Below are 23017 nucleotides of genomic sequence, written 5' to 3' on the forward strand. Positions count from 1 at the left end.
AGCCCCGAATCACGAGGTCACGCGCAGTTCGGCAAGGCGGCCAAGACACGACTCTTCCACCTGTTCGAGTTCCGCCAGCGTGTCCTCGATGTCCTTGCGCTTCTGGCGCAACTCCTCGCGCTTTTCGGCCGCCTTGGTGATGATCGTCCTCAACTGGCCGACTTCGCCGGGCGGCGTCTTGTACATCTGGATGATTTCGCGGATCTCGGCGATCGAGAATCCAAGCCGCTTTCCGCGCAGGATCTGCTTGACCAGGACACGGTCGGCAGGCCGGAACAGACGCGTGCGACCACGTCTTACCGGCTGGATCAGTCCTTCGTCCTCGTAGAAGCGAAGCGTTCGGGTCGAGATACCGAATTCGCGCGTCAGCTCCGTGATCGTATAGTAGTCACGCATTGCTCCGAGTCGTTCCCCTATTGCGTCGGTCGCAAGCGGACTCTTGTAGAACTCTTACGTAAAAGTCAAATTTTCGCGCTGCCGGGCAGCCATCAACTGGCCGGAATCAGAAATCGAACCACCATGCCGCAAGGCCGAGAAACGCAAAGAAACCAACCACATCGGTGACAGTCGTCACGAATACGCTGGATGCGATGGCCGGGTCGGCCCCGGCCCGGTGGAGCAGCAACGGGATCAGGATCCCGGCGAGCGCGGCGCAGATCATGTTGACGACCATTGCCGCCGCGATCACTCCGCCCAGCCCCACGTCGAGGAACCAGACCGCCGCCACGACGCCGATAATCGCGGCAAACAGCAGCCCGTTGAGAATGCCCACCGTCAATTCGCGGCGAATGATACGCGCCGCATTGTAAATATCGATATCGCGTGTCGCCAGCGCGCGCACCGCGACAGTCATCGTCTGGGTGCCGGCATTGCCGCCCATCGAGGCGACGATCGGCATCAGGATCGCAAGCGCGACCATCTGTGAGATCGTCGCATCGAACAATCCGATCACCAGCGACGCGAGTACCGCCGTCGCGAGGTTGACCAGCAGCCACAGGAACCGCGATCTGGTCGTCTCGATGACCGAGTCCGACAGTTCCTCGTCGCCGACGCCGCCGAGCCGCCTGAGATCTTCTTCCGCCTCCTCCTGGATGACATCGACCACATCGTCGATGGTCAGGACGCCGACCAGCCTTTCGTTCTGATCGACGACGGCGGCCGAGAGCAGGTCGTATTGCTCGAACCGTTGCGCCGCTTCCTCCTGGTCCATCTCGGCGGGAATGGCATGCCGCGTCTCGTGCATGACATCCTCGATCTTGACCGGCCGCTTGGTGCGCAGGATGCGGTCGAGATCGACCGCGCCGACCAGGTGAAAGGTCGGGTCGATGACGAAAATCTGCGCAAAGCTGTTCGGCAAGTCGTCGCTATCGCGCATGTAGTCAATCGTCTGTCCGACCGACCAGTAAGGCGGCACCGCGACGAATTCGGTTTGCATGCGGCGGCCGGCGCTTTCTTCCGGATAGTCCAGCGACCGGCGCAGGCGAATGCGTTCGGTAAACGGCAGTTTCGCCAGAATCTCGGCCTGGTCGTCCTCTTCGAGGTCTTCCAGGATGTAGACGGCATCGTCCGAGTCGATTTCCTGGACGGCCTTGGCGATCTGCTCGTTGGGCAACGCCCCAACGATATCGAGGCGGATCGCCTCGTCGACCTCGGTGAGCGAGGCAAAGTCGAAGCGGTCGCCAAGCAGCCGGGCCAATTGCCGGCGCGCATCGTTTTCGAGCGCTTCCAGAAGATCGCCGAGTTCGGAAGCGTGCAGGTTTTCGACCGCGGCGGCGAGGCCGTCAGCGTTGCCGCTTTCGATTTGCCCCGAGACGCGGTCCAGAAAATCGGCGCGGATCGAACCGTCATCGCTGTAGATGCCGGTGTCGTAGCCTTCGCCGCCGAATTCCTCTTCTGCAGCAGCTGGTTCAGCCAATCGATCTCTCCGATCTCGTCGTCCAGCCGCACAGTTACCCGGCGTTGATGAAAAAACAATCTCGACAGCCGGCCTGGTCGCGGAATTCTGGCGAAGCCGCCGGCGGTCCGCGCAACCCTATTTGCGGCCGAGCCGTTCGGGAACGTTGTCGATGCCGTGTGTTCCACCCGGCCCGCAACGCGACACGCGCTTGGCGGCCAGCCAGCTTCCCGCCAGCAGTCCGTGCCGTGCGATCGCCTCATAGGCATATTCGGAACAGGTTGGCATATGCCGGCAGGTGTTGCCGATGAAACCGGACAGCGTCAGCTGGTAGAGCCGCACCAGTCCGGTTCCCATTAGCCGGCCGGGTGTGCGCGGCCAGTCGCCCTGCCAGTTGCGGCTCCTGCGCGGCGGCGCGGTTTCCGGGGTTTGCGCGTGATGCTGACACATCTCAGGCGGCGCTCGCTCTGTCCTCGGCGATCTGGTCGAGCGCATCGACCACGGCGTCGAACACCAGCAGCGTCGAGGCGTGGCGCGCCTTGTAGTCCTTGACCGGCATGAGATACTTCAGATCGGCGAACCGCCCCGTCGGCGCCGGCCCGTCGGCTTTCAGCATGGCGATCATCTCCTCGCGCACCGTGCGCAGTTCGTCGGCCGACGCGCCGACAATGTTCGCCGCCATGATCGAGGACGCCGCCTGGCCAAGCGCGCATGCCTTGACCTCCTGCCCGTAGTCGCTGACCCGCTCGCCATCCATCTTCAGGTCGATGATTACCGTCGAGCCGCACAGCTTGGAGTGCGCCTTGGCGCTTGCGTCCGGCTCGCCAAGACGGTCGGTGCGGCCGATATTGCCGGCATATTCCAGCAGTTTGGAGTTGTAGATGTCGTCGATCACGCCCGGCTCCGCGTTTCCGGCCTGCAGACACACTGTTCGGCGAGGCACTGTTTTTTCTCCGCCGTTATCATATATGTTTTACAACAGAGCAGGAACAAGGCATACCCGAACCCGGCATTCCTGCCTGCTTGCAGCGCCTGACGGTCAAATCCGCAAAATCTGGCGTAAAGTGGTCCGTTCAACTCGTCCCGGCGTAGACCGGGACTACGGGAGACACTGAATTATGGATGCAATCATCGCAAAGTTCCCCAAGGCCTCGGAAGCCGACGGTGCCGCCAAGGAAATCGTGCGGCCGACCCGCGAAGAAGCGGAAGCGGCAGTTCGCACACTCCTTCTTTGGGCCGGCGACGATCCGAATCGCGAGGGGCTGGTCGATACGCCCAAGCGCGTCGTCAACGCCTATCGCGAGTTATATGCCGGGTACGGCCAGAATGCCGCCGAAGAACTCGGCCGCACTTTCGAGGAGGTGGCCGGTTATAACGATGTCGTCCTGATCAAGGACATCCATTTCTACTCGCATTGCGAGCACCACATGGTGCCCGTCATCGGCAAAGCGCATGTTGCTTATCTGCCGGACGGCAAGGTCGTCGGCCTGTCGAAGATCGCCCGCGTGGTCGATATCTTCGCCCAGCGCCTTCAGACGCAGGAGGCGCTCACCGCGCAGATCGCCACGGCGATCCGCGACGCGCTCAAGCCGCGCGGCCTGGCGATCATGCTCGAGGCCGAACACATGTGCATGGCCATGCGCGGCATCCGCAAGCGCGGCGCGACGACGCTGACCACCACTTTCGAAGGCAGCTTCCGCGACAATCCGGAGGAGCAGGTTCGCTTCATGACGATGATCCGCTCGGGAATGACCGCTTGATTGGCATTGCGCCGCAACGTAAAGCCTCCGCATGGATCGCATGTCTAACCCTTTCCCCCCGCCCGGGCCAAAAATGGAACTGGAGACGGGCAACATCGTCAGCCCGCGGTTTTCATCCGACGGGCTGATTACGGCCGTCACCGTCGATGCGGTGGACAACACCGTCCTGATGGTCGCCCACATGAACGCCGAAACGCTCCGCCTGACCATCGAAACGGGGATCGCGCACTACTGGTCGCGTTCCCGCCAGTCGGTCTGGAAGAAGGGCGAAACCTCTGGCAACATCCAGACCGTCAAGGAGCTGCGCATCGACTGCGACCAGGATTGCGTCGTGCTGAAGGTGCGCGCCGAAGGCGATGGATCCAGCTGCCACACCGGGCGCCGCAGTTGTTTCTACCGTATTGTCAAACTGGCCGATGACGGCGAAGCGGAGCTTGTCTTCGACGAGACCGATACGCCCCGCTTCGACCCCGATGAAGTGTACGGCAAGGACCACTGACACCGGATTTCACGGAATAGACACGAATTCGGCGCACCCTTGCCTCGACGACAGGCTTGGAAACTGCGCCGAAACCTCATGGCCCTGAAACCGCTGACCCGCAAGAAAAACACTGCCCCCGGCAAGCCGGACACTCCGCTGCCCGACGACCGAAAGCCGGGGATCGCGGTAGCGCTCGGCGGCGGTTCGGCGCGCGGCTGGGCGCATATCGGCGTGCTGCGCGCGCTCGACGAAGTCGGCGTGAATATCGAGATGATCGCCGGAACCTCGATCGGCGCGCTGGTCGGCGGCTGCTATCTGGCCGGCAAGCTCGATCAACTCGAGCGCTTCGCCCGCTCGCTGACCCGCCGCCGCATGCTCGGGTTGCTCGATATCCAGTTCGCCGGCAGCGGCCTTTTCGGCGGCATGCGCCTCAACCGCGAGATGGAAGAGCACATGCGCGAAGTGCGCATCGAGGACCTGCCGCGCACCTTCGTCGCGATCGCCACCGAGATCGCCACCGGCCACGAAATCTGGCTCACCCATGGCGAACTGATCGCCGCGATGCGCGCATCCTATTCCCTGCCCGGCATTTTCGAGCCCGTCGAATGCAACGGCAAGATCCTGGTCGATGGGGCGCTGGTCAATCCGGTCCCTGTCTCGGTCTGCCGCGCTTATGAACAGCCGCGCGTGGTTGCGGTGAACCTCAACCACGACCTCTTCGGCCGTTCCGGCGTGGTCAAGCACGGCGCGCCGCGCGCCGAGATGAATGTGCGCGCCACCGACGACAAGGCACATGCCGAGGCAGACAAGCCTTCGCGCGCAGCGATACGGATGGGGATCACCGGCGTGATGGTGGAATCGTACAATATTATCCAGGATCGAATTTCGCGCGCCCGCCTCGCCGGCGACCCGCCCGACTATTCGCTTTATCCGCGATTGGCGGATATCGGCCTCGCCGACTTCCATCGCGCGTCGGAGGCGATTGATCGCGGCTACGAGACCGCGATGGCGCAGCTACCGGATCTCCAGCGGCTGCGCGAACTCACATAGGCATCGCTACGCGGACGTGATGTAGGAACGGATGTCCTCCGCTTCGCGTTCGATTTCCTCGATCCGCCGCTTGACGATGTCGCCGATCGACACGACGCCGACAAGCTTTCCATCCCGTTCGACCGGCAGGTGACGAAAGCGGCCCTTGGTCATCAGTTCCATCAACTGGGGAACCGTGGAATCCTCGGTGCAGGTCTGCACATCGCTGGTCATGATTTGCGATACCGGCTGATCGAGCACCGAGGCGCCGGTCCGGCAAATCGCCCGCACGACATCGCGCTCGGAAATAATACCCTTGATGACCTTGTCCGCCGTGGCAACAACCAGGGCCCCGACATTGTGTTCGGCAAGCGAGGACACCGCATCGGTAACTGTAGCGTCGAGCGGCAAAGTGAAAACATCCTGCCCCTTGTCGGATAGTATGTTCTTGACCATCATCGGCGATAACTCCTCATTTCGCAGACGGGCAGAATGCTTTGTGATTGCGATTTTTGCAAGAAAGCGGCCGGCAATGATCCATGCCGGTTCAGGCCCGCCGGTGATCGAAAGCGCCGATCAGCAGGAAGCCGGCCGCCAATCCGCCAAGGTGAGCTTCCCACGCAATGCCCGGGCTCTCGCCGAAGAAACCGAAGAACCCGCTGCCAACTGCAATGTTGAGGATCACCCACACGGCGAGAAACGGAAAAACGCGGCGGCTGTTCAACGTCTGACCGATGGACAGAAGCGGACCGTCAAACCCGCGCCTCGGCGCGGCGCGGTTGGCGCGCAGCCCATAGCGGGCGGCTGCTCCCAGAAAACCGGAAACCGCCCCCGACGCGCCAATCACCGGCACCGGACTGCCATAATAGACAATCAGGTGTGTCAGGGCCGCAAATGCGGCGGTCACCAGCCAGAACAGCAGGCTGCGCAGACCGCCGATCCGAAACGCGACCGGCGAGCCGAAAACCGCGAGCCACACAAGGTTGAGACCGAGATGGGTCCAGACGCCATGCAGGAAGGCATAGGTCACCGGAGAAAAAAGCGTCGGCATGTCGAGTGTCAAAATGTCCGGGCGGTAGCGCAGCGGAAAGAAAGCGGCATGCACGAAAAGCCATTGTTCGGCATTCGTCGAAATCCAGCCTCGCAGCAGATGCACCGCGACGCAAATGAGCGAAACGACGACGATCACCGGCGCGAGATTGAACACCGGTTGCGGTGTCCGGCCAGTCCCGCTGCCCGGCCCGGCTTCGCGCCCCGTCTCGTCATGGCTTGTTTCGTTCTCCGGCGTCGTCATGTTCTGCGGCCTGCCCTTCTGTGCGGGAATTTCGTGCGGCTTGGCAATAGACGACATCTCGGCCAAAAAAAAAGCCATTCAAGCCCTTGGCTTGAATGGCTGGACGGATCCCCATCCATCATAAGAAACTGTGATGTGAAACGGGTCGCCCCGTTGAGGAGACTATGCACGATACAACTCGAGACCGCAACCGTAAGGCTTGATTAACCTTAATTCCGCCGACGTTTCCAAACTGGCCCGCGACATGCTGCCCTCACCGGCAGGAGCGGTTTGCGCACCGGACTGTTCCAGAATGGGACAACCACCCGGCATCGTCGGCGGAGGCTTTAAGGAAATGCGTCACAAGGAAACGGTGAAACTGTACCGTTACTGGAATGAGCTGCGCGGCGCCCGCGCGGCGCCGGAACGCCGCGAGATTTCGCCAGCCGCGCTCGGCAACCTGCTTTCCGGTGTCATGTTGATCAAGTGCGACGATCAGGGAGACCCAGTTTTCCGGCTTGTCGGTTCCAGAATGTGCGCGCTCAAGTGCCGCGAACTGCGCGGCGAATCGCTTGCCGTCGCATTCATTCCGAAGGACCGCAGAAATGTGCAGAAAATCGCCGGTTCTGTGGTTCGCCAGGGACTGATCGCCGTGCTGGACACGGAAGCCCGGTTCTTTGGCGGCCAATCTTGCGACTTCGAACTCGCACTGTTTCCGTTGGCCGGCACCGGCCCCGACCTTCTCGGAATCATCTCGTCACCGAAGGAATCGCTTTGGCTCGGAACGGAATGCACCGAGCTGGAAATACGCGGTATCCGTTACATCGATCCCGACGCCGGGCTGCTCAATCTCCAGAATCGCCCGTCGATACCGATAGACCGGCGATCTGCGGGCCAGGCGTCGCAAACAGCGTCTTCTGGTCAGTCGCGTATTGCGCGATTTGATGCGCCCCCACGCACGCCGCGCGTGTTTCGCGTTCTCGATGGCGGCAAGAAATGACCGGGATTGCCGCGCAATAAACTGATAAAATAACGTCCCGTTAACCAGCTCAACCCTATCCTCGCAGCCATACATTGCATCTTTGCGGACGACTCGATGCTCGGGGCACAGCAACAAAAATTCGATCATGATCGTCGCCAGTTTCAGCGGGTGAAGGTTCGCTTGCACGGGCGGCTCATGCTTTCCGACCGTTCCGAGCACAGATGTGAAGTCACCGACATGTCGCCCGGCGGCGCAACGATCGCCACTGAAGGCGCCGGCAAGGCCGGCGAGCGGGTCATTGCGTATATCGATCACATCGGTCGAATCGAGGGCAAGATCATCCGCACCAAGTCTGACGGCTTTGCGCTTGAACTGAACACGACGCCGCGCAAGCGCGCCAAGCTGGCGGCGCAGCTGACTTGGCTGGCCAACAAGCATGAACTCGATCTTCCCGAAGACCGCCGCCACGAACGCGTCGCCCCGCGCAACTCGGCAGGCGTGCTGACCCTCGACGACGGGCGGCAGTATCGTTGCCGCATCATAGACCTTTCACTCTCCGGCGCCGCCGTCGAATTGAACGTCCGCCCGGCCCTTGGCTCGCAAGTCACGCTCGGCAACATGCGCGGACAGGTCGTCCGGCACTTCGACGAAGGCGTTGCCATCGAGTTCGCGGTTATCCAACGCCGCGAGACGCTGAACGAATATCTCAGCTAAAATCACGCGCCATTCCCGATTGCCCAGCCCCGCGATCTGCGGGGCTTTTTGATTGGCCTCTGCGCAGATCGACGCGGCCGCGCCATAGCCGCTAAAATTTTCACAAAATCTAAGACAAGTTAAACGCAAATATTACTCATAATATAGATTAATCAAAACTGCATTCGATTCAATTCGATCTGCAGTACTTCGCGATAAATAAAAACATAAGTGCCATCTTACCTCGCAACGGGGAGATGGTCATATGAGCAATACATCAAAAAGACTTCGGGGCTTTTTATTCTTGGCATCGCTGGTGGCGCTGGCCTCGGCTTCTGTTGCCGCGCATGCCGCGCCGATGAAGCTCGGCCGGGTCACCAGCCAGCCGATCGGCCATTACGAATTCTGTCAGCAGGTGCCCGAGGAATGCCGGCGCATCGGCAATCCGGGCGGCGCGGACCGCCTTACGCATCGCAACTGGCGCAAACTGGTCGAAATCAACTCACGCATCAACCGCACCATCGCGCCCCGCACGGACCGCGAGATGTGGGGCGTTGAGGAACTGTGGTCATACCCGGTCGATTTCGGCGACTGCGAGGACTACGTCCTGCTGAAGCGTCATGAACTGGTCCAGGCGGGCTTTCATCCCGCCAACCTCCTGATCACCGTGGTCATGCAACCCAATGGCGAAGGCCATGCAGTCCTGACCGTCAGGACCGATCACGGCGACTTCGTTCTCGACAACCTTGTCGGCGAGGTCCTTGACTGGCGCGACACGCGCTATCGCTATCTCAAACGACAGTCATCGGCACATGCCGGCAAATGGGTGTCGATCATCGATGAAAGGACGATTGTCGCGAGCCGCTAGGCCAACACAACGTTCTCACGAGGTCCCGGTCGGGTCCCCAACCATCCCATCCCCAACGACCGGGATTGAAGCCGGCCATCATTAATGGCCGGCTTCGCCTTTTCTATCATCCGGAAATCTCCAGACCCGCCGCGAATCGCCTGGCGTTCTGGACGTAGCTCTCGGCCGACCACTGCAGTTGCGCGATTGCCGTTTCGTCGAGTTGCCGCGCGACACGGGCCGGCGAACCGAGAATAAGGCTGCTTGGCGGGAACGATTTGCCCTCCGTCACCAGCGCGCCCGCCCCGACAAGGCAGTTGTCGCCGATGGTCACGCCGTTCATGATGATCGCGCCGATCCCGATCAGGCAATTCCTGCCGATCGTGCAGCCATGCAGCACCGCCCGGTGGCCGATGGTGCAGCCCTCGCCGACCGTGAGCGGAAAACCCATGTCGGTATGCAGCACGCTGTGTTCCTGGACATTGCTGCGGCGGCCGATGACGATCGGCTCGTTGTCGCCGCGCAGTACCGCGCCGAACCAGATCCCGCTGTCCTGTCCCAGAGAGACGTTGCCGATGACGGCGGCATCGGCGGCGACGAAAGCCGGCCCCGCACCCTCCAGCGTCGGCGCCTTGTTATCGAGCGTGTAGATTGCCATCACGGCGTCCCCGTTTCCTGATTGCCGGCCGTCCTCTTGCCATCACGCGTGCAGCAAGGCAATCCGGCAACCCTCGATTGAAAGGACACCGAGCGCGGCGCACCATCCGAGCATGACCAGGGTTCCGAAAGTCATGTCCCGGATCGGGACACCGTCGCCGTCGCGCGCGCGTCCGTCCAGGGCCCTGAAAATCAGAACCGGGCCGACAAGGCAGAACACCGCGAAGGCGCGAACAAATCCGAAATGCGCCAGCGTTTCCCGGTCGAATGCTGGCAAGCGGCCGGAAAGGCCGCTCACCAGATGAAACATGGAGACCGCAACGGCCGCCCCCGCCGAAAGCAACAACAACACGAACATACGCCACCCGGTTAATCGAATGTTTACCATGAACATGCGGTGTAATGCACGTGCGATGCCACATTAACGTGTGCCGTTTCGGGACAGTTTGCCGATGAACGCGTCGATGACGCAAAAGCAGGATAGCTACGAAATCGTCCGGGGCCTGCCCTTCCTTGCGCGCCGGGCCCTGGTTGTGTTCGCAGTCCTGGCGGTGCTGTCGCTGGCAATCCTGGTTGCCGGCAAGATCTACGGCCGCACGCTGGTCCACGCCGGCCACACCACGTCGCTGCAGCGTTTCGAGGTCACGATCGGCAATGACGGCCTGCAGTTGCCGGCCAACATGATCCGCGACGAGGAACAACGCCGGCGTGGCCCTGCCCGGCGCATCGAACTCTATCTGCATTGGCCGACCATGTCCGGTTTCCGGCCAAACCTCGCCGCGGCCTTCAACGACGTCTCGCCGGAAACCAACGCCATCGTCTTTATTTCGGTGTTGCCGCGCGGCACGACGCACGACATGGCGGGCCGTTTCGAGGCTGTATACCGGAAGGTGATGCGTGGTGGGGCCACATCGGCCGCGCATGGCCTGACAAGTCACGCCCTGTCCCCCGACTATGGCTATATCGGCGAGCGCATCGTCTTCAGCGCGCCCGACATGCACACTGGAAAGCGTTTCGTCGCTCGCTGCCAGGACACGCAGTCAGACGAACAGGTCGTGCTCGCGCCATGCGCGATGGACATACACTTCGGTGATACGTTGGTGGCCGAGATCCGTTTCCCGTCCCGGCTGCTCGGCGACTGGCAGATGCTCAACCAGGCCCTGCCGCGTTTCCTCGACGGACTGCTGGCGCGGCCTTCCTAGGCGAAAGCCTTCTCCCGCCCTAGTCTTCTTCGAGGTCGAAATCCAGGATCGACATCGACAAGTCGTAGGAAATCTCGCCCTCGTCCTCGATCCGCGTCACCACACCCAGAAACTCCTCACCCGCATAGAGTTCGGCGGAGTCGGCGATACGCGGCCGCGCCTTGACCGCCAGACTGGCATTGTCGAACGTCCGCTGAAAGAAGCGTGTGAGTTTGGAGAGTTCTTCGGATGTCACGGATTGCTCCAGCGCTGGATCGGTTGATTGGCAATAGCAAGCCGAACGCAAACCACGATCCGCACGCCTATGCAAGGCACGATCCGAAACCGGCCGCCCATCGAGCGTCCGGCGTGGCTCACTTCCTGAGCATCTGGTCCATGGCGCGCGACGGTTCCATGCATCCCGAATCGCCGACAATACGCGCCGGAACGCCGGCAACCGTGGTCATCGGCGGCACCTCGTCCAGCACCACCGAACCGGCCGCCACCTTGCTGCATTTGCCGACGACGATGTTGCCGAGGATTTTCGCGCCCGCGCCGATCAGCACGCCGTCGGCGATCTTCGGATGCCGGTCGCTGCCTTCCTTGCCGGTTCCGCCAAGCGTGACCGAGTGCAAGATGGACACATTGTCGCCGATCGCCGCCGTCTCGCCGACCACCAGCCCCGTGGCATGGTCGAGGAAGATGCCGCGTCCCATCCGCGCCGCCGGGTTGATATCGGTCTGGTAGATGACCGAGGCACGGCTCTGCAGGTAGAGCGCGAAGTCGAGACGGCCCTGGCGCAGCAGCCAGTGCGCCAGCCGGTGCGTCTGAATCGCGTGAAAGCCCTTGAAATGCAGCAGCGGCTCGATGAACCGCGTGCAGGCCGGGTCGCGGTCATAGACCGCCTGCAGGTCGACGCGCACCACCTCGCCCCATGCCGGATCGTCCTGCAACATCTGCCGGAACGACTGGCGGATCAGGTCGGAGCGCAAATCCGGATGATCGAGGCGTTCGGAAATGCGATGGATGACCGCATCCTCCAGCGACTGCTGGTTGAGGATCGTCGAATGCATGAAGGCGCCAAGCACCGGGTCGTTGCGGATCGACGCCTCGGCGTCGCGGCGCACCGCGTGCCATATCGGATCGACCGCTTCCAGCTGTGCCGGGGATTGCAACTCGCGGTTATGAACCATCGGGATCTCCTGGACCGATCTTCCGGTTTCGCCGGTATGTAAGGCAAGCAGCCGCAAGTTTAAACACGACAGCCTGAATCCGCCGCATAAGAAATCCTGACAATTCGATCAAATCTCATTGAAGCGCATCCAGAAACTCCAACGCACCGGCCTTGAACATCCGGTCACCGACCGCCAGCATGTGGTCCCGTCCCTCAATATCGAGCGCCCTTGCATCGGGCATCAGCCGCGCCAGTTCGTGCGGCGAACCGGCGATATCGTCCTTGGTGCCGACGGACACCAGCGTCGGCGCGGCAATCGAACCCATCTGTTCGGGCGTCAGCTTCTTGCGCGATGTGCGGATGCAGGCGGCAAGCGCGATCCGGTCGCTGCCCGTCTGGTCTGCGAACACGCGAAACGCCCGGCTGCGCGCATCGGCGGCATCGTTCGCGCTGTCGGCCAGCAGCGCCGCCTCGATCCCTTCCCAGCTACCCAGCCCCTCGACCATGCCGATACCGAGTCCGCCGAAGATCAGCGACCGAACCGTCCCCGGCGCAGCCAGCGCCAGGAATGCGCTGATGCGCGCGCCCATCGAATAGCCCATCACATGGGCCTGCCCGATTTCCAGATACCGCAGCAGCGCCAGGCTGTCGCCGGCCATGATTTCGGGCGTGTAGGCGTCGGGGTCATGCAGTTTTTCGCTGTCGCCATGGCCGCGATTGTCGAGCGCGATGACGCGATAACCGGCGCCGGTCAGCGTCTTCACCCAGCCTGGTCCGACCCAGTTGACGGCCATCGAGGAGGCGAAACCGTGAATGAGCAGGATCGGGTCTGCGGCCGGATCGCCCTCGTCCATGAAGGACAGCGTCACACCCAGATTGTCGAATTTCGGCATCGGCGTTTCCAGTGATCGGGAATCGTCAAGTTTTTGTTGCCCAACGGCTACCAATTCCGCGTCCCCGCAGCTAGTGTGCGCTGCAATGCGGGGCAAGCCCCCGGTGGCAATTCAGTAGACAGGGACCGAGATGGCCAGCCATTCGATACCGCATTTCCACAACGACGCCGGCCACGCGAAGATCGAGATCGGCGTAAAGGAATTCATGTGCGTGGGCGCCCAGCCGCCTTACGATCACCCGCATGTCTATCTGGACATGGGTGACGCGACAGAGATCGTCTGCCCGTATTGCTCCACGCTCTACGTCTACAATCCCGATCTCGCCGCCAATGAGACCATTCCGGCCGGATGCGTCTACGAGGTCGTCGAAGACGCGGCCTGACCCGCGCGGTTGATCACCTTGTCCAGCAGTACAGTTTCCAGCAATACCGACATCACCATCGCCGGAGCCGGCATAGCCGGCTTGGTAACGGCGCTCGCGCTGGCCAAGTCCGGACGCCCCACCCGCATCGTCGAGGCTTTCGAGGAACCCGGCGAAATCGGTGCGGGCATCCAGCTAGCGCCCAACGCCACCAGCATTCTCGCCAGGCTCGGCGTGCTTGAGGCGGTCCAGGCCCGCGCCATCGCTCCGCGCTCGATCCGGCTGGGCGATGCGGCGACCAACAAAATCGTGCTGGAAATGCAGATCACCCCGGAATGGCTGAAGCGGATGGACGCGCCCTATCTGGCCGTGCATCGCGCCGCGCTGCATACCGCGCTCTACGACGCCGCCGTCGCCGAGCCGAATATCGAGTTGGTGACCGGGCACCGCATCGAAGGCATCGAGGAACGCGACGATGCGGTCCGGCTGAAGCTGGCGACCGCCGACGGCACGCGCGAACTGCAGGCCGGCACCCTGATCGGCGCCGACGGCATCTGGTCCAAGGTGCGTGCCGCGGTGCCGGCGTCCGGCAAGCCCGCGCCGACCGGACGTGTCGCCTGGCGCGCCATGGGCCCGGCGCCGGCCGGTTACGACGCCAGTTCGGTGACCGCTTGGATGGCGCCCAACGCCCATGTCATCGTCTACCCGATCCGCAACACCGACACGCTCAACATCGTCGCCGTGACCTCGGGCACCAGCCGCGAGCCACGTTGGGACCAGCCGGTCGTCGCCAAGGAATTGCGCCGGTTGATCGAAGGCGGCGGCAAGATGCTGGGCGTCAACATCTCCAAGGCGACCAGCTGGACGCTGTGGCCGTTGTTCCGCGTTCGCCCGGACGCGACCTGGCACACCGGCCGAATCGCGCTGATCGGCGACGCCGCGCACGGCATGGAGCCGTTTTCCGCCCAGGGCGCGGCCATGGCGATCGAGGACGGCTATGCGCTGGCCGCTTGCATGGCCCGCCAGCCGGATGACACGACAGCCGCTTTTGCGGCTTACCGGGCGCTGCGCTTGCCGCGGCTGGAACGCGTCGCCAAACGCACCGATTTCAACCGCTGGGTCTACCACCAGTCCGGCCCCGGCCGCTGGGCCCGCAACCGCTACATGGCCGCACGCGGCGGCCCGTCATTCCTCGAAAGTCTGGAATGGCTCTACGGCTACCGGGTGCCCGGCTAAGGCGAATTCCGCGTGAAACGGCTCGTCAGAATTGGACCTGCGTCTCCGACGGCCGGATGACCGATATCAGTTCAGCCGGAAGCTGATCTTGCCGTTGATCGAACGACATCGCCGGGCGAGACCGTTTCGCTGTCGCTGAAGGCGATCCCGTCGTCGAAGAAATAATAGAGCCCCTCGACACCGAATACGGCGCGCGCCGTCGAGCGCTTCCAGCTGGCCGTAGCAGATTGCCGGACCAAAAACTCGTCCTCGCTATTACATGGACGGGATTGTGATTTCCCGGCTCCTCAGGCTTTGGAAACAGCATGGGATGCCGTTGTATGAGTGTTTTCGCTCGATGTTGGTATTACTTGTGTTTTCAGGGCTGTGACGCGCCCGTGTCTCTTTTTCTATCCACCGCTCCCAAACCTCCCCTATCATCACTCCCGCCTTCTCACGGAAGTCTGTCGTGCACACCGGCTGATGGAGAGAGGGACGGTGCCTGCTGGGCGGTGCAGAGGTGCATTGCTGGGTGATGAACCCCCACGGCAGGGCGGCATGAAGCGGCGCGCACAGTCTTGTTTTCCCGGACTTTGATCCGGGCCGCCGACCGAAGCTGCAAGACCACCGAGCGGGCGGTCCGAGGATCGCTATACCTTTTAGACGTTGCGATGCTTTGACCGCCCGTCTTCCACTCGCGATGCCCCGGCTGGCACAGCCAGACCGGGAAAGCTTATCGCGAGCAGGAAAAAGTCTTTGATAAACCGGCTTCAGGAAACGAGGCGCGGCGGCGATGCCGCGCGCCCCCTTCATCCCCATGGAAGAGAAAGCGCGATTTCAGCGGTTTGGCCGCGCGGAGCGCAACGGCTTAGCGCTATGAATCGCAAGAGAAGGGGTTGGCGCTCGATGCGGAAGAAAAAACGAACCATTGCGGCGAGAAAATCCGCGCGCAGCGACTTCCCGGAAACGTTAAAGCGCGGAAACCCGCCCAAGCCCGAACTCCAGCGATTGCGCGAAAACCGTCCACATCCCGACGCCGATGCCGGCATCGCGCAACCGCCGTCCCGTCCAAACATTGCAGCCCTTGAGCGGCGAGAAACGTCCCTCCCCCTCGTAGTAGCGGTCGCCATAGCCCTGCGAGATATCGGGGATCGGGCGAATCTCGGCTCCGAAGGAGCGACGGATACCGCTGACCAGTCGGTCATACTGCGCCGGGCTGACATCGATGGCGTAGATGCCCTCGCGCGGCCCGATCTCGCCGAGCGGCAACACATGCATGACGCTGACATCGAAGGCCAGCGAGCGAATGGCGATACCCGGCGTCAGATCGGTGATTTCGAGCAGGCTGGTATAGGCGGTCTTCGATCCCCAGCCGAACGCCCAGTAGCGCACCGCGTCGTGGTCAACCGGATAATCGGCCGGATCGATCCCGAACCGCAGCAGCGTCTCGCCGTCTCGGTCCGGTAGCGCGATATCGGAATGAAACCCGTTCGAGAGGACATAGATACGCACCGGTTCCGCCGATGGTTCGGCGCGCGCACCGATCAGCGGCGACGGTAATGGAACCGCGCCCAGCAGAAATGCCATGACCAGTGCAATTGCGGCCGCAGCAAGCCACTTGAGGGCGCGCATCTGATCAATGCAGTATCTGGCTCAAGAACAGCTTGGTGCGCTCGTGTTGCGGATCGTCGAAGAACGCGTCCGGCACGTTCTGCTCGACGATCTGGCCCTGGTCCATGAAGATGACGCGGTTGGCGACCTGGCGCGCGAATCCCATCTCGTGGGTGACGCACAGCATGGTCATGCCTTCCTCGGCCAGCCCGACCATCGTGTCGAGCACCTCCTTGATCATCTCCGGATCAAGCGCCGAAGTCGGCTCGTCGAACAGCATGATGCGCGGGTTCATGCACAGCGACCGGGCGATCGCCACGCGCTGCTGCTGGCCGCCCGAGAGCTGGCCCGGATATTTGTGCGCCTGCTCGGGGATCTTGACCCGCGTCAGGAAATGCATCGCCCGTTCCTCGGCTTCCTTCTTCGGCATCTTGCGCACCCAGATCGGCGCCAGCGTGCAGTTTTCCAGGATCGTCAGATGCGGGAACAGGTTGAAATGCTGAAACACCATGCCGACTTCGCGGCGGATTTCATCGATCTTTTTCAGGTCGTTGGTCAGTTCGATCCCGTCGACGAGGATCTTGCCCTTCTGGTGTTCCTCCAGCCGGTTGATACAGCGGATCATGGTGGACTTGCCGGATCCCGAAGGGCCGCAGATGACGATCCGCTCGCCGCGCATAACCTTCAGGTTGATGTCGCGCAGCACGTGGAAATCGCCATACCACTTGTGCATGTCGTCGATTTCGATCGCCACATCGGTCTCGGAGACCATCATCTTGGAGCGATCGGCCTGGATCTCCTCGGTGGATACCGCGTTTTCAGACATGTTTTTTTGTCCCTACCGTTTGTGTCCGGTGTCGAGTTGCCGCTCCATGAACATGGAGTAGCGCGACATGCCGAAGCAGAAAATGAAATAGATGATGGCCGCGAAGAAATAGCCGGTCAGCGACTGCACCGGCGTCGACCACGCGGGGTCGGAATAAGACGACTGGATCTGCCCGAGGAAGTCGAACAGGCCGATGATCAGCACCAGCGTCGTATCCTTGAACAGGCCGATGAAGGTGTTGACGATGCCCGGAATGACCAGCTTGAGCGCCTGCGGCAGGATGATCATCCGCATCATCTGGCCCCAGTTGAGACCGAGCGCCATCGCACCCTCATACTGGCCCTTGGGCAACGCTTGCAGGCCGCCGCGCACCACTTCCGCCATATATGCCGACGAGAAAAGCGCCACGCCGATCAGGGCTCTCAGCAGCTTGTCGAAGGTAACGCCCTCCGGCAGGAACAGCGGCAGCATCACCGACGACATGAACAGCACCGTGATCAGCGGGACGCCGCGCCAGAACTCGATGAACACGATCGAGAAGAAACGCACGATCGGCAGCGCCGAGCGCCGTCCGAGCGCCAGCGCAATACCGAGTGGCAGCGACGCCGCGATACCCGTTACGGCGATCACCAGCGTCACCAGCAGTCCGCCCCAGACCTCGGTTTCGACATGCTCCATGCCGAAATTGATCCCGAGGATGAACAACAGGACGAACAGCGAGCCGAAAAGTATCGCCGTCGATACAAGCGCCGGCATCGGATCGGAATCCGATCCCTTGGCGAATGCGAACGCCGCGCCAAGCCCGATGATCGTCAGAATGGCCAGCGGGATGTAGAGCCCACCGACGGCGAAGTGGCCACCGGTCAGGAGAATGAGCGCGGCCAGCGGGAAGATCAGCACCATGAAGATGATGTTTTCGCGCTTGTAGGGTGCCGATGGCATCAACAGCGGCGCCAGACCGCCGAAGAACAGCAGGCCGACAATGTTGACGCGCCATTGCTCGGCATCCGGATAGCGCCCGTAGATGAACTGGTTGGCATAAGCGCCGACATAGGCCCAGCAGGCGCCGAACCATCCGTTCGGCAGGTCTCCGCCCTGCACCTCGGTCGCGCATGCCGCGCGGTTCTCGCCCGACCAGATCGCGTCGGTCACCATGAAGCTGATGACCGGTGGGATGATCACGAACAGGACATAAGCGCAGAACAATGTCAGGATCGAGTACGGGATCGACGAGAACAGGTTCTCGCGCAACCAGTGGACGATCCCCGTCGTGGCGACCGGCGCCGGTTGTTCCGGCAGCATTTCGCTGCGGACATAGGATCTGCCACCGCTTTTTGTCATATCGCTCATGACCTATCTCTCCACCAGCGCGACGCGGCTGTTATACCAGTTCATGAACAACGAGGTCAGCAGCGATATCGCCAGATATGTCAGCATTGTCAGCGAGATGATTTCCACCGCTTGGCCGGTCTGGTTCAGTGCCGTACCCGCAAACACCGATGTCAGTTCCGGATAGGCGATCGCCACCGCCAGCGACGAGTTCTTCGTCAGGTTGAGATACTGGCTGGTCAGCGGCGGAATGATGATCCGCAGCGCCTGCGGGATGATCACGAGACGCAGTGTCGGCCCGTTGCGCAGGCCGAGCGCATGCGAGGCTTCCGTCTGCCCGCGATTGACCGCCAAAATCCCGGCGCGCACGATCTCGGCGATGAAGGACGCCGTGTAGGTCGCCAGCGCCACCAGCATGGCGATATACTCGGGAATGATCGTCATGCCGCCGCGCGGCCGAAAACCGCCCATCTCCGGCACATCCCAGCTGAGCGGCGATCCCGAAAGGAAGAACACGATCAGCGGAAACAACACAATCAGCCCGAGACCGGTCATGAAAGACGGGAACGTCTGACCGGTCGCCATCTGCCGCATCCGCGCCCAGCGCGAGATGGCGTAGGCGGCGATACAGGCGATTATGAAGGCATAAAGCGTGTATTCCGCGCCGTCGCCCCAGATCGGTTTCGGTGCGAAATAGCCACGGTTGTTGAGCATGCCGAGCGGCCCGAATTCCAGGCCCTCGCGCGGCTGCGGCAGCAGGCGCAGCACGCCGAAATACCAGATGAATATCTGCAGCAGGAGCGGAATGTTGCGCAGTGCCTCGACATAGACAGTCGCCAGTCCGCTGACGAGCCAGTTCTTCGACAGCCTTGCGATGCCGACGATGAAGCCGAGGATCGTTGCCAGGATGATGCCGAAGAACGCAACGACGAGCGTGTTCAGCAGGCCGACGACATAGACCCTGCCATAGGTCGACGATGCCTGGCTGTACTCAAGCAGCGACTGGCTGATCGCGAAACCGGCATTGGTTCCAAGGAAGCCCCAACCCGAAGCGATTCCTGCGGCTTGCAGGTTGGCATTCATGTTGGACCAGCCGGTGTAGGCCAAATACACGATCAGCACTGTAAGGATGATCTGAAAAAGCCAGCCGCGGATTTCCGGATTGTTCAGAAGCGCGACGCGCGGCACTTCTTCTCCGGATCCATGCCGGGGGTCCGACGGTGTTACGTCGCTAACGGCCATGCCCACCCCAATCATTCGAAATTGCGATGGTGACAATCAGGAGAAACCGGAATGACGGTCCGGTCAAGCCCGCTCGCCACGATATCACTTGTCAAAAAATGATTTCGCCCGACTGCGGTCTGCAACCGGGCGAAACTCGAAGATCCTTAGCGGACCGGCGGGCCGTACATCAGGCCGCCCTTCGACCAGAGGGCGTTGACGCCGCGGGCGATGCCGAGATCGGTGTCCGGGCCGACATTGCGCTCGAAGATCTCGCCGTAGTTGCCGATGGCCTTGATCGCGTTCGCTGCCCAGTCGTTACCGAGGCCGATACCGGCGCCGAACTCGCCTTCAGCACCGAGCAGACGGCGCACCGACGGGTTGTCGCTGCCCATCATCTCGCCGACATTTTCCGACGTCACGCCGAGTTCCTCGGCATTGACGGTGGCGATATGGACCCACTTGACGATGTTGAACCACTGATCGTCGCCCTGACGGACAACCGGGCCGAGCGGCTCCTTGGAGATGATTTCCGGGAGAACCTTGTGCTCGCCGGGATTGGTCAGCTTCAGGCGCTGCGCATACAGGCCCGACTGGTCGGTGGTGTAGACGTCGCAGCGGCCGGCGTCATAAGCCGCGACCACCTCGTCGGCCTTCTCGAAGGCGACCAGTTCGTATTCCATGTTGTTGGCGCGGAAGTAGTCCGCGACGTTCAGCTCGGTGGTCGTGCCGGTGTTGGTGCAGACCGAAGCGCCGGACAATTCGAGCGCCGAGTTGATGTTCATGTCGGTGCGGACCATGAAGCCCTGGCCGTCATAGTAGTTGACGCCCGCAAAGTTCAGGCCGAGCTGCGTGTCGCGGCTCATGGTCCAAGTCGTGTTGCGCGACAGCAGGTCCACTTCGCCCGACTGCAGAGCGGTGAAGCGCTCTTTCGCCGAAAGCGGGGTGAACTTCACGGCATCGCCGTCGCCGAAGACGGCCGCCGCAACGCCGCGGCAAAGATCGACGTCCATACCGCTCCAGTTGCCGTCGGCATCCGGGTTGGAGAACCCAGGAAGACCCTGGCTCACGCCGCACTGAACGAATCCTTTCGCCTTGATATCGTCGAGCGTAGCCGCAGATGCGGTCGCCGCTGTAGCCAAAGCGGCGACGCCAAGCGCGCCCGTAAGGATCAGGTTTTTCATAGATCGAACCTCGTTTGCTCACATAGACTCTGTCGGGCATGAGCATCTGTCGCAACCATAGGTATAGCCGCGACCACGCAATGTATCTGATCGACACACTACTGACGCCTCCCTCCACACTTCGAAGACAAGGCGAAAAACGGCTAAGCGTCAAGGCGAAATGACACAATTCTGTAACGGAGCCGGCGATAGCGCCAAGCTAATCTTCCGTAACGTAAACTCTGGATGGCATTTTTTTACTAGTGAATAATGACGTAATCAAAGAGTTATGCTTTCAGCACCGGCAGCGCGGCATTTCCACGCAGCGTGAATACAGCGCTACGGCGCGCCAGCCATCGCGCGATGAGAAGAGCCAAGACAAACCCGAATGCGAAACCGCAAACGACGTCAGCCGGATAATGGGCGCCGGCGGGCAGCCGTGTACATGCCAGCAGGAACATTGCGGCAAGCACCGGCCATTTCCACTTCGGATGCCACAGAATGAGAATCGCCGCGAGCGAACCTGCAGTTGTCGAGTGGCCGGACGGAAAACTCTGAAACGCCGAATCGAATTGGAACGGATGAAATGCGTAAACGCCGAACTCGTCCATCACGCGCGGTCTGCCCCGGCCGATAAACTGCTTGGCGATGTTGGTCGCGATACCCGGAATGGCGATCGCGGCCAGAATGTAGCCAGCCTGCCCGTAAGCCGTCGCAAGCACACGCCGCGAACCGTGCCGCAGTTCCCCCCAATCGAGCAGCCCGATGACAGTCACGACAATGACTGCAGGAACGATGTACCAACCGGATTTGGCGACATCCGTTACGCTGGCCATGAAACGAAGCAATGCTGCGTCCGATTGATGCGCCGCTGGCTGAACATAGGGATCGAAGGCGCTGGCAAACAGTGTCGCGCACAATCCCGCAATCACCATGGATGTGATGTGGATGGACCAGACGGGCGGTGCGCCAGCCGCCGGCGGGCGCGCGAGACGTATCGCAAGCCGCCTGCTTGTCGATACGGCCTGTCGGGCCGCGAGACGACCAGCCGCGCCGGCTGTTGCCACCGCGCGCGACGCTGCACTTTCCAGTTGCCTGCCCTTGTCCACTGCAAATCACACCCGTGTCCGTGCCGGAGCGGGTATCCAATTCCTTGTGTTTACGCAAGAAATCGGTAACGCATCGCGACACCGAAGTCACAAGGAGAAAACGAAATGGCAAGCGGGTCGGACAAGGGATCCATCGGCATCAACACACGGCTTGCAAAAGCGGCCTACGATCCGCACGACTATTTCGGGTTCGTCAACCCGCCGGTTGTCCATGCCTCCACCGTCCTGGCGCCCGATGCTGAAACCAGAGACCGTCGCGACCAGCCCTATACCTATGGAACAAGCGGCACGCCGACGACCGAAGCACTATGCAAGGCGATCGACGAACTGGAAGGAAGCGCTGGCACGATCGCCGTTCCGTCCGGATTGGCCGCGGTCACGGTGCCGCTGCTCGGCTTCTTGTCGGCCGGCGATCATGCGCTGTTCGTCGACACCATCTATTTCCCGACGCGGCGCTTTGCCGATGGCATGCTGCGCCGCCTAGGCGTCGACGTCGAGTATTATCGCCCGGAAATCGGTGCCGGCATCGCGGATCTCGTCCGTCCGGAAACCAGAGTGATTTTCCTTGAGTCGCCCGCTTCCAACACCTTCGAGATGCAGGATGTGCCGGCGATCGTCGAGGTTGCGCGCAAGTCGGGTATCGTCACCATGCTCGACAACACCTGGGCCACGCCGCTGTTCTTCAAACCGCTCGATTTCGGTGTCGACATCTCGATCCACGCCGCGACCAAGTATCCAGGCGGTCATTCCGACGTTCTGCTCGGCACAGTTTCGGCAAACGAAGCATGCTGGCCACGCCTCTGGGATACCTTTCTGGCGCTCGGCGCCTGCGCCGGCCCGGACGATGTCTACCAGATTTTCCGGGGGCTGCGCACAATGGGCGTCCGGCTCGAACGGCACCAACAATCGGCGCTCGACATCGCCCGCTGGCTGGAGACCCATCCCGGTGTCGCTGAGGTACTGCACCCGGCGCTCGAAAGCCATCCAGGCCACGCCCTTTGGAAACGCGATTTCGGCGGCTCGAGTGGACTGTTCGGGATCGTGCTCGCCGACGGCGGCAAGGCGCAGGCTCACGCTTTCCTGAACGCGCTGGAGATCTTCGGGCTCGGCTCCTCCTGGGGCGGGTTCGAAAGCCTTGCCGTTTGGGTCGACCTGCGCGACCGTACCGTTTCGGCCCGTGATTACGCCGGCCCGGTCATTCGCCTGCAGATCGGCCTCGAAGACACCGCCGACCTGATGGCCGACATCGAGAAGGGCCTGCACGCCGCAGCCGCAGCCTGACGCCGGAAACACCAGCCTGATACTTCGCCCGGTCGCG

At 61.9% G+C, this 23017-nt stretch carries 28 protein-coding genes; 10 read left to right on the forward strand and 18 right to left on the reverse strand.

What is annotated here, in order from left to right; genetic code table 11:
• Window positions 1-9 precede the first annotated feature (9 nt).
• The 4 genes from ACO06R_RS14290 to ACO06R_RS14305 all read right to left on the reverse strand — a co-directional run bounded on the left by ACO06R_RS14290 (window position 10) and on the right by ACO06R_RS14305 (window position 2789).
• The gene (locus tag ACO06R_RS14290; protein WP_421851228.1) at window positions 10-396 is read right to left on the reverse strand and encodes a MerR family transcriptional regulator; all 387 of its coding nucleotides are present in this window, start codon (window positions 394-396) and stop codon (window positions 10-12) included.
• Window positions 397-502: 106 nt separating this feature from the next.
• Window positions 503-1915, reverse strand: coding sequence for a magnesium transporter (gene mgtE / locus ACO06R_RS14295; protein WP_421851231.1), 1413 nt, complete (start codon window positions 1913-1915; stop codon window positions 503-505).
• Between the two features lie 117 nt (window positions 1916-2032).
• Complete coding sequence (gene yidD, locus ACO06R_RS14300; RefSeq protein ID WP_421851233.1) at window positions 2033-2344, reverse strand: membrane protein insertion efficiency factor YidD; 312 nt, start codon at window positions 2342-2344, stop codon at window positions 2033-2035.
• Between the two features lies 1 nt (window position 2345).
• Entirely contained in the window at window positions 2346-2789 is a 444-nt protein-coding gene (locus ACO06R_RS14305; protein ID WP_421859422.1) for an iron-sulfur cluster assembly scaffold protein, read from the reverse strand.
• A gap of 223 nt (window positions 2790-3012) precedes the next feature.
• Between ACO06R_RS14305 and folE the strand changes: the two genes are divergently transcribed.
• The 3 genes from folE to ACO06R_RS14320 all read left to right on the forward strand — a co-directional run bounded on the left by folE (window position 3013) and on the right by ACO06R_RS14320 (window position 5185).
• Window positions 3013-3654: a GTP cyclohydrolase I FolE gene (gene folE / locus ACO06R_RS14310; RefSeq protein WP_421851236.1), complete on the forward strand. Its 642-nt coding sequence runs from the start codon at window positions 3013-3015 to the stop codon at window positions 3652-3654.
• Between the two features lie 40 nt (window positions 3655-3694).
• A complete protein-coding gene (gene hisI, locus ACO06R_RS14315) occupies window positions 3695-4153 on the forward strand; it encodes a phosphoribosyl-AMP cyclohydrolase (RefSeq protein ID WP_421851239.1) in 459 nt (152 codons plus the stop codon).
• A 78-nt stretch (window positions 4154-4231) separates the two neighbouring features.
• Window positions 4232-5185 carry a patatin-like phospholipase family protein gene (locus tag ACO06R_RS14320; RefSeq protein WP_421851242.1) on the forward strand — a complete coding sequence of 318 codons (954 nt, stop codon included), beginning with the start codon at window positions 4232-4234 and terminating at the stop codon, window positions 5183-5185.
• 6 nt (window positions 5186-5191) lie between these two features.
• On the opposite strand, the gene ACO06R_RS14325 is transcribed toward ACO06R_RS14320, so the two are convergent.
• Together ACO06R_RS14325 and ACO06R_RS14330 are read right to left on the reverse strand one after the other, a co-directional pair.
• Window positions 5192-5623 (reverse strand): CBS domain-containing protein, encoded by a 432-nt coding sequence (locus tag ACO06R_RS14325; protein WP_421851245.1) that lies wholly within the window; start codon window positions 5621-5623, stop codon window positions 5192-5194.
• 88 nt (window positions 5624-5711) lie between these two features.
• Complete coding sequence (locus ACO06R_RS14330; protein WP_421851248.1) at window positions 5712-6536, reverse strand: rhomboid family intramembrane serine protease; 825 nt, start codon at window positions 6534-6536, stop codon at window positions 5712-5714.
• A gap of 214 nt (window positions 6537-6750) precedes the next feature.
• Between ACO06R_RS14330 and ACO06R_RS14335 the strand changes: the two genes are divergently transcribed.
• The 3 genes from ACO06R_RS14335 (at window position 6751) to ACO06R_RS14345 (ending at window position 8980) form a co-directional block, all read left to right on the forward strand.
• Window positions 6751-7437 carry a PAS domain-containing protein gene (locus tag ACO06R_RS14335; protein ID WP_421851251.1) on the forward strand — a complete coding sequence of 229 codons (687 nt, stop codon included), beginning with the start codon at window positions 6751-6753 and terminating at the stop codon, window positions 7435-7437.
• Between the two features lie 96 nt (window positions 7438-7533).
• Window positions 7534-8133: a PilZ domain-containing protein gene (locus ACO06R_RS14340; protein WP_421851254.1), complete on the forward strand. Its 600-nt coding sequence runs from the start codon at window positions 7534-7536 to the stop codon at window positions 8131-8133.
• A gap of 244 nt (window positions 8134-8377) precedes the next feature.
• A complete protein-coding gene (locus tag ACO06R_RS14345) occupies window positions 8378-8980 on the forward strand; it encodes a transglutaminase-like cysteine peptidase (RefSeq protein WP_421851257.1) in 603 nt (200 codons plus the stop codon).
• Between the two features lie 106 nt (window positions 8981-9086).
• Here the strand turns inward: ACO06R_RS14345 and ACO06R_RS14350 are convergent, their stop codons facing one another.
• Both ACO06R_RS14350 and ACO06R_RS14355 read right to left on the reverse strand, forming a co-directional pair.
• Complete coding sequence (locus ACO06R_RS14350) at window positions 9087-9617, reverse strand: gamma carbonic anhydrase family protein (RefSeq protein WP_421851259.1); 531 nt, start codon at window positions 9615-9617, stop codon at window positions 9087-9089.
• A 42-nt stretch (window positions 9618-9659) separates the two neighbouring features.
• On the reverse strand, window positions 9660-9974 hold the full coding sequence (locus tag ACO06R_RS14355; RefSeq protein WP_421851262.1) for a hypothetical protein: 315 nt from the start codon (window positions 9972-9974) through the stop codon (window positions 9660-9662).
• Window positions 9975-10068: 94 nt separating this feature from the next.
• Here ACO06R_RS14355 and ACO06R_RS14360 point away from each other — a divergent pair, with 94 nt between their 5' ends.
• On the forward strand, window positions 10069-10818 hold the full coding sequence (locus ACO06R_RS14360) for a hypothetical protein (RefSeq protein WP_421851265.1): 750 nt from the start codon (window positions 10069-10071) through the stop codon (window positions 10816-10818).
• Window positions 10819-10837: 19 nt separating this feature from the next.
• Here the strand turns inward: ACO06R_RS14360 and ACO06R_RS14365 are convergent, their stop codons facing one another.
• From ACO06R_RS14365 to ACO06R_RS14375, 3 genes are all read right to left on the reverse strand, one after another.
• Entirely contained in the window at window positions 10838-11053 is a 216-nt protein-coding gene (locus ACO06R_RS14365) for a DUF3126 family protein (RefSeq protein WP_421851268.1), read from the reverse strand.
• A 118-nt stretch (window positions 11054-11171) separates the two neighbouring features.
• On the reverse strand, window positions 11172-11990 hold the full coding sequence (cysE, locus tag ACO06R_RS14370; RefSeq protein WP_421851271.1) for a serine O-acetyltransferase: 819 nt from the start codon (window positions 11988-11990) through the stop codon (window positions 11172-11174).
• Window positions 11991-12105: 115 nt separating this feature from the next.
• The gene (locus ACO06R_RS14375) at window positions 12106-12864 is read right to left on the reverse strand and encodes an alpha/beta fold hydrolase (protein ID WP_421851274.1); all 759 of its coding nucleotides are present in this window, start codon (window positions 12862-12864) and stop codon (window positions 12106-12108) included.
• A gap of 130 nt (window positions 12865-12994) precedes the next feature.
• On the opposite strand from ACO06R_RS14375, the gene ACO06R_RS14380 reads away from it, so the two are divergent.
• Both ACO06R_RS14380 and ACO06R_RS14385 read left to right on the forward strand, forming a co-directional pair.
• On the forward strand, window positions 12995-13246 hold the full coding sequence (locus ACO06R_RS14380; protein WP_421851277.1) for a zinc-finger domain-containing protein: 252 nt from the start codon (window positions 12995-12997) through the stop codon (window positions 13244-13246).
• Window positions 13247-13264: 18 nt separating this feature from the next.
• Window positions 13265-14461, forward strand: coding sequence for an FAD-dependent monooxygenase (locus tag ACO06R_RS14385; protein WP_421851280.1), 1197 nt, complete (start codon window positions 13265-13267; stop codon window positions 14459-14461).
• A 71-nt stretch (window positions 14462-14532) separates the two neighbouring features.
• On the opposite strand, the gene ACO06R_RS14390 is transcribed toward ACO06R_RS14385, so the two are convergent.
• The 7 genes from ACO06R_RS14390 to ACO06R_RS14420 form a co-directional block, all read right to left on the reverse strand.
• Window positions 14533-14700, reverse strand: a complete 168-nt coding sequence (locus tag ACO06R_RS14390) for a hypothetical protein (protein WP_421851283.1) — start codon at window positions 14698-14700, stop codon at window positions 14533-14535.
• A gap of 709 nt (window positions 14701-15409) precedes the next feature.
• Window positions 15410-16072: a TIGR02117 family protein gene (locus ACO06R_RS14395; protein WP_421851286.1), complete on the reverse strand. Its 663-nt coding sequence runs from the start codon at window positions 16070-16072 to the stop codon at window positions 15410-15412.
• A 4-nt stretch (window positions 16073-16076) separates the two neighbouring features.
• A complete protein-coding gene (locus tag ACO06R_RS14400) occupies window positions 16077-16877 on the reverse strand; it encodes an amino acid ABC transporter ATP-binding protein (protein WP_421851289.1) in 801 nt (266 codons plus the stop codon).
• Between the two features lie 12 nt (window positions 16878-16889).
• Complete coding sequence (locus ACO06R_RS14405; RefSeq protein WP_421851292.1) at window positions 16890-18227, reverse strand: amino acid ABC transporter permease; 1338 nt, start codon at window positions 18225-18227, stop codon at window positions 16890-16892.
• Window positions 18228-18230: 3 nt separating this feature from the next.
• Entirely contained in the window at window positions 18231-19448 is a 1218-nt protein-coding gene (locus ACO06R_RS14410) for an amino acid ABC transporter permease (RefSeq protein ID WP_421851295.1), read from the reverse strand.
• A 146-nt stretch (window positions 19449-19594) separates the two neighbouring features.
• A complete protein-coding gene (locus tag ACO06R_RS14415) occupies window positions 19595-20611 on the reverse strand; it encodes an amino acid ABC transporter substrate-binding protein (RefSeq protein ID WP_421851298.1) in 1017 nt (338 codons plus the stop codon).
• 266 nt (window positions 20612-20877) lie between these two features.
• Window positions 20878-21699, reverse strand: a complete 822-nt coding sequence (locus tag ACO06R_RS14420; RefSeq protein WP_421851301.1) for a phosphatase PAP2 family protein — start codon at window positions 21697-21699, stop codon at window positions 20878-20880.
• A gap of 105 nt (window positions 21700-21804) precedes the next feature.
• On the opposite strand from ACO06R_RS14420, the gene ACO06R_RS14425 reads away from it, so the two are divergent.
• The gene (locus ACO06R_RS14425) at window positions 21805-22980 is read left to right on the forward strand and encodes a cystathionine beta-lyase (protein ID WP_421851303.1); all 1176 of its coding nucleotides are present in this window, start codon (window positions 21805-21807) and stop codon (window positions 22978-22980) included.
• Window positions 22981-23017: the final 37 nt, after the last annotated feature.

It is taken from the genome of Oricola sp. (assembly GCF_965230365.1).
GTDB lineage: Bacteria > Pseudomonadota > Alphaproteobacteria > Rhizobiales > Rhizobiaceae > Oricola.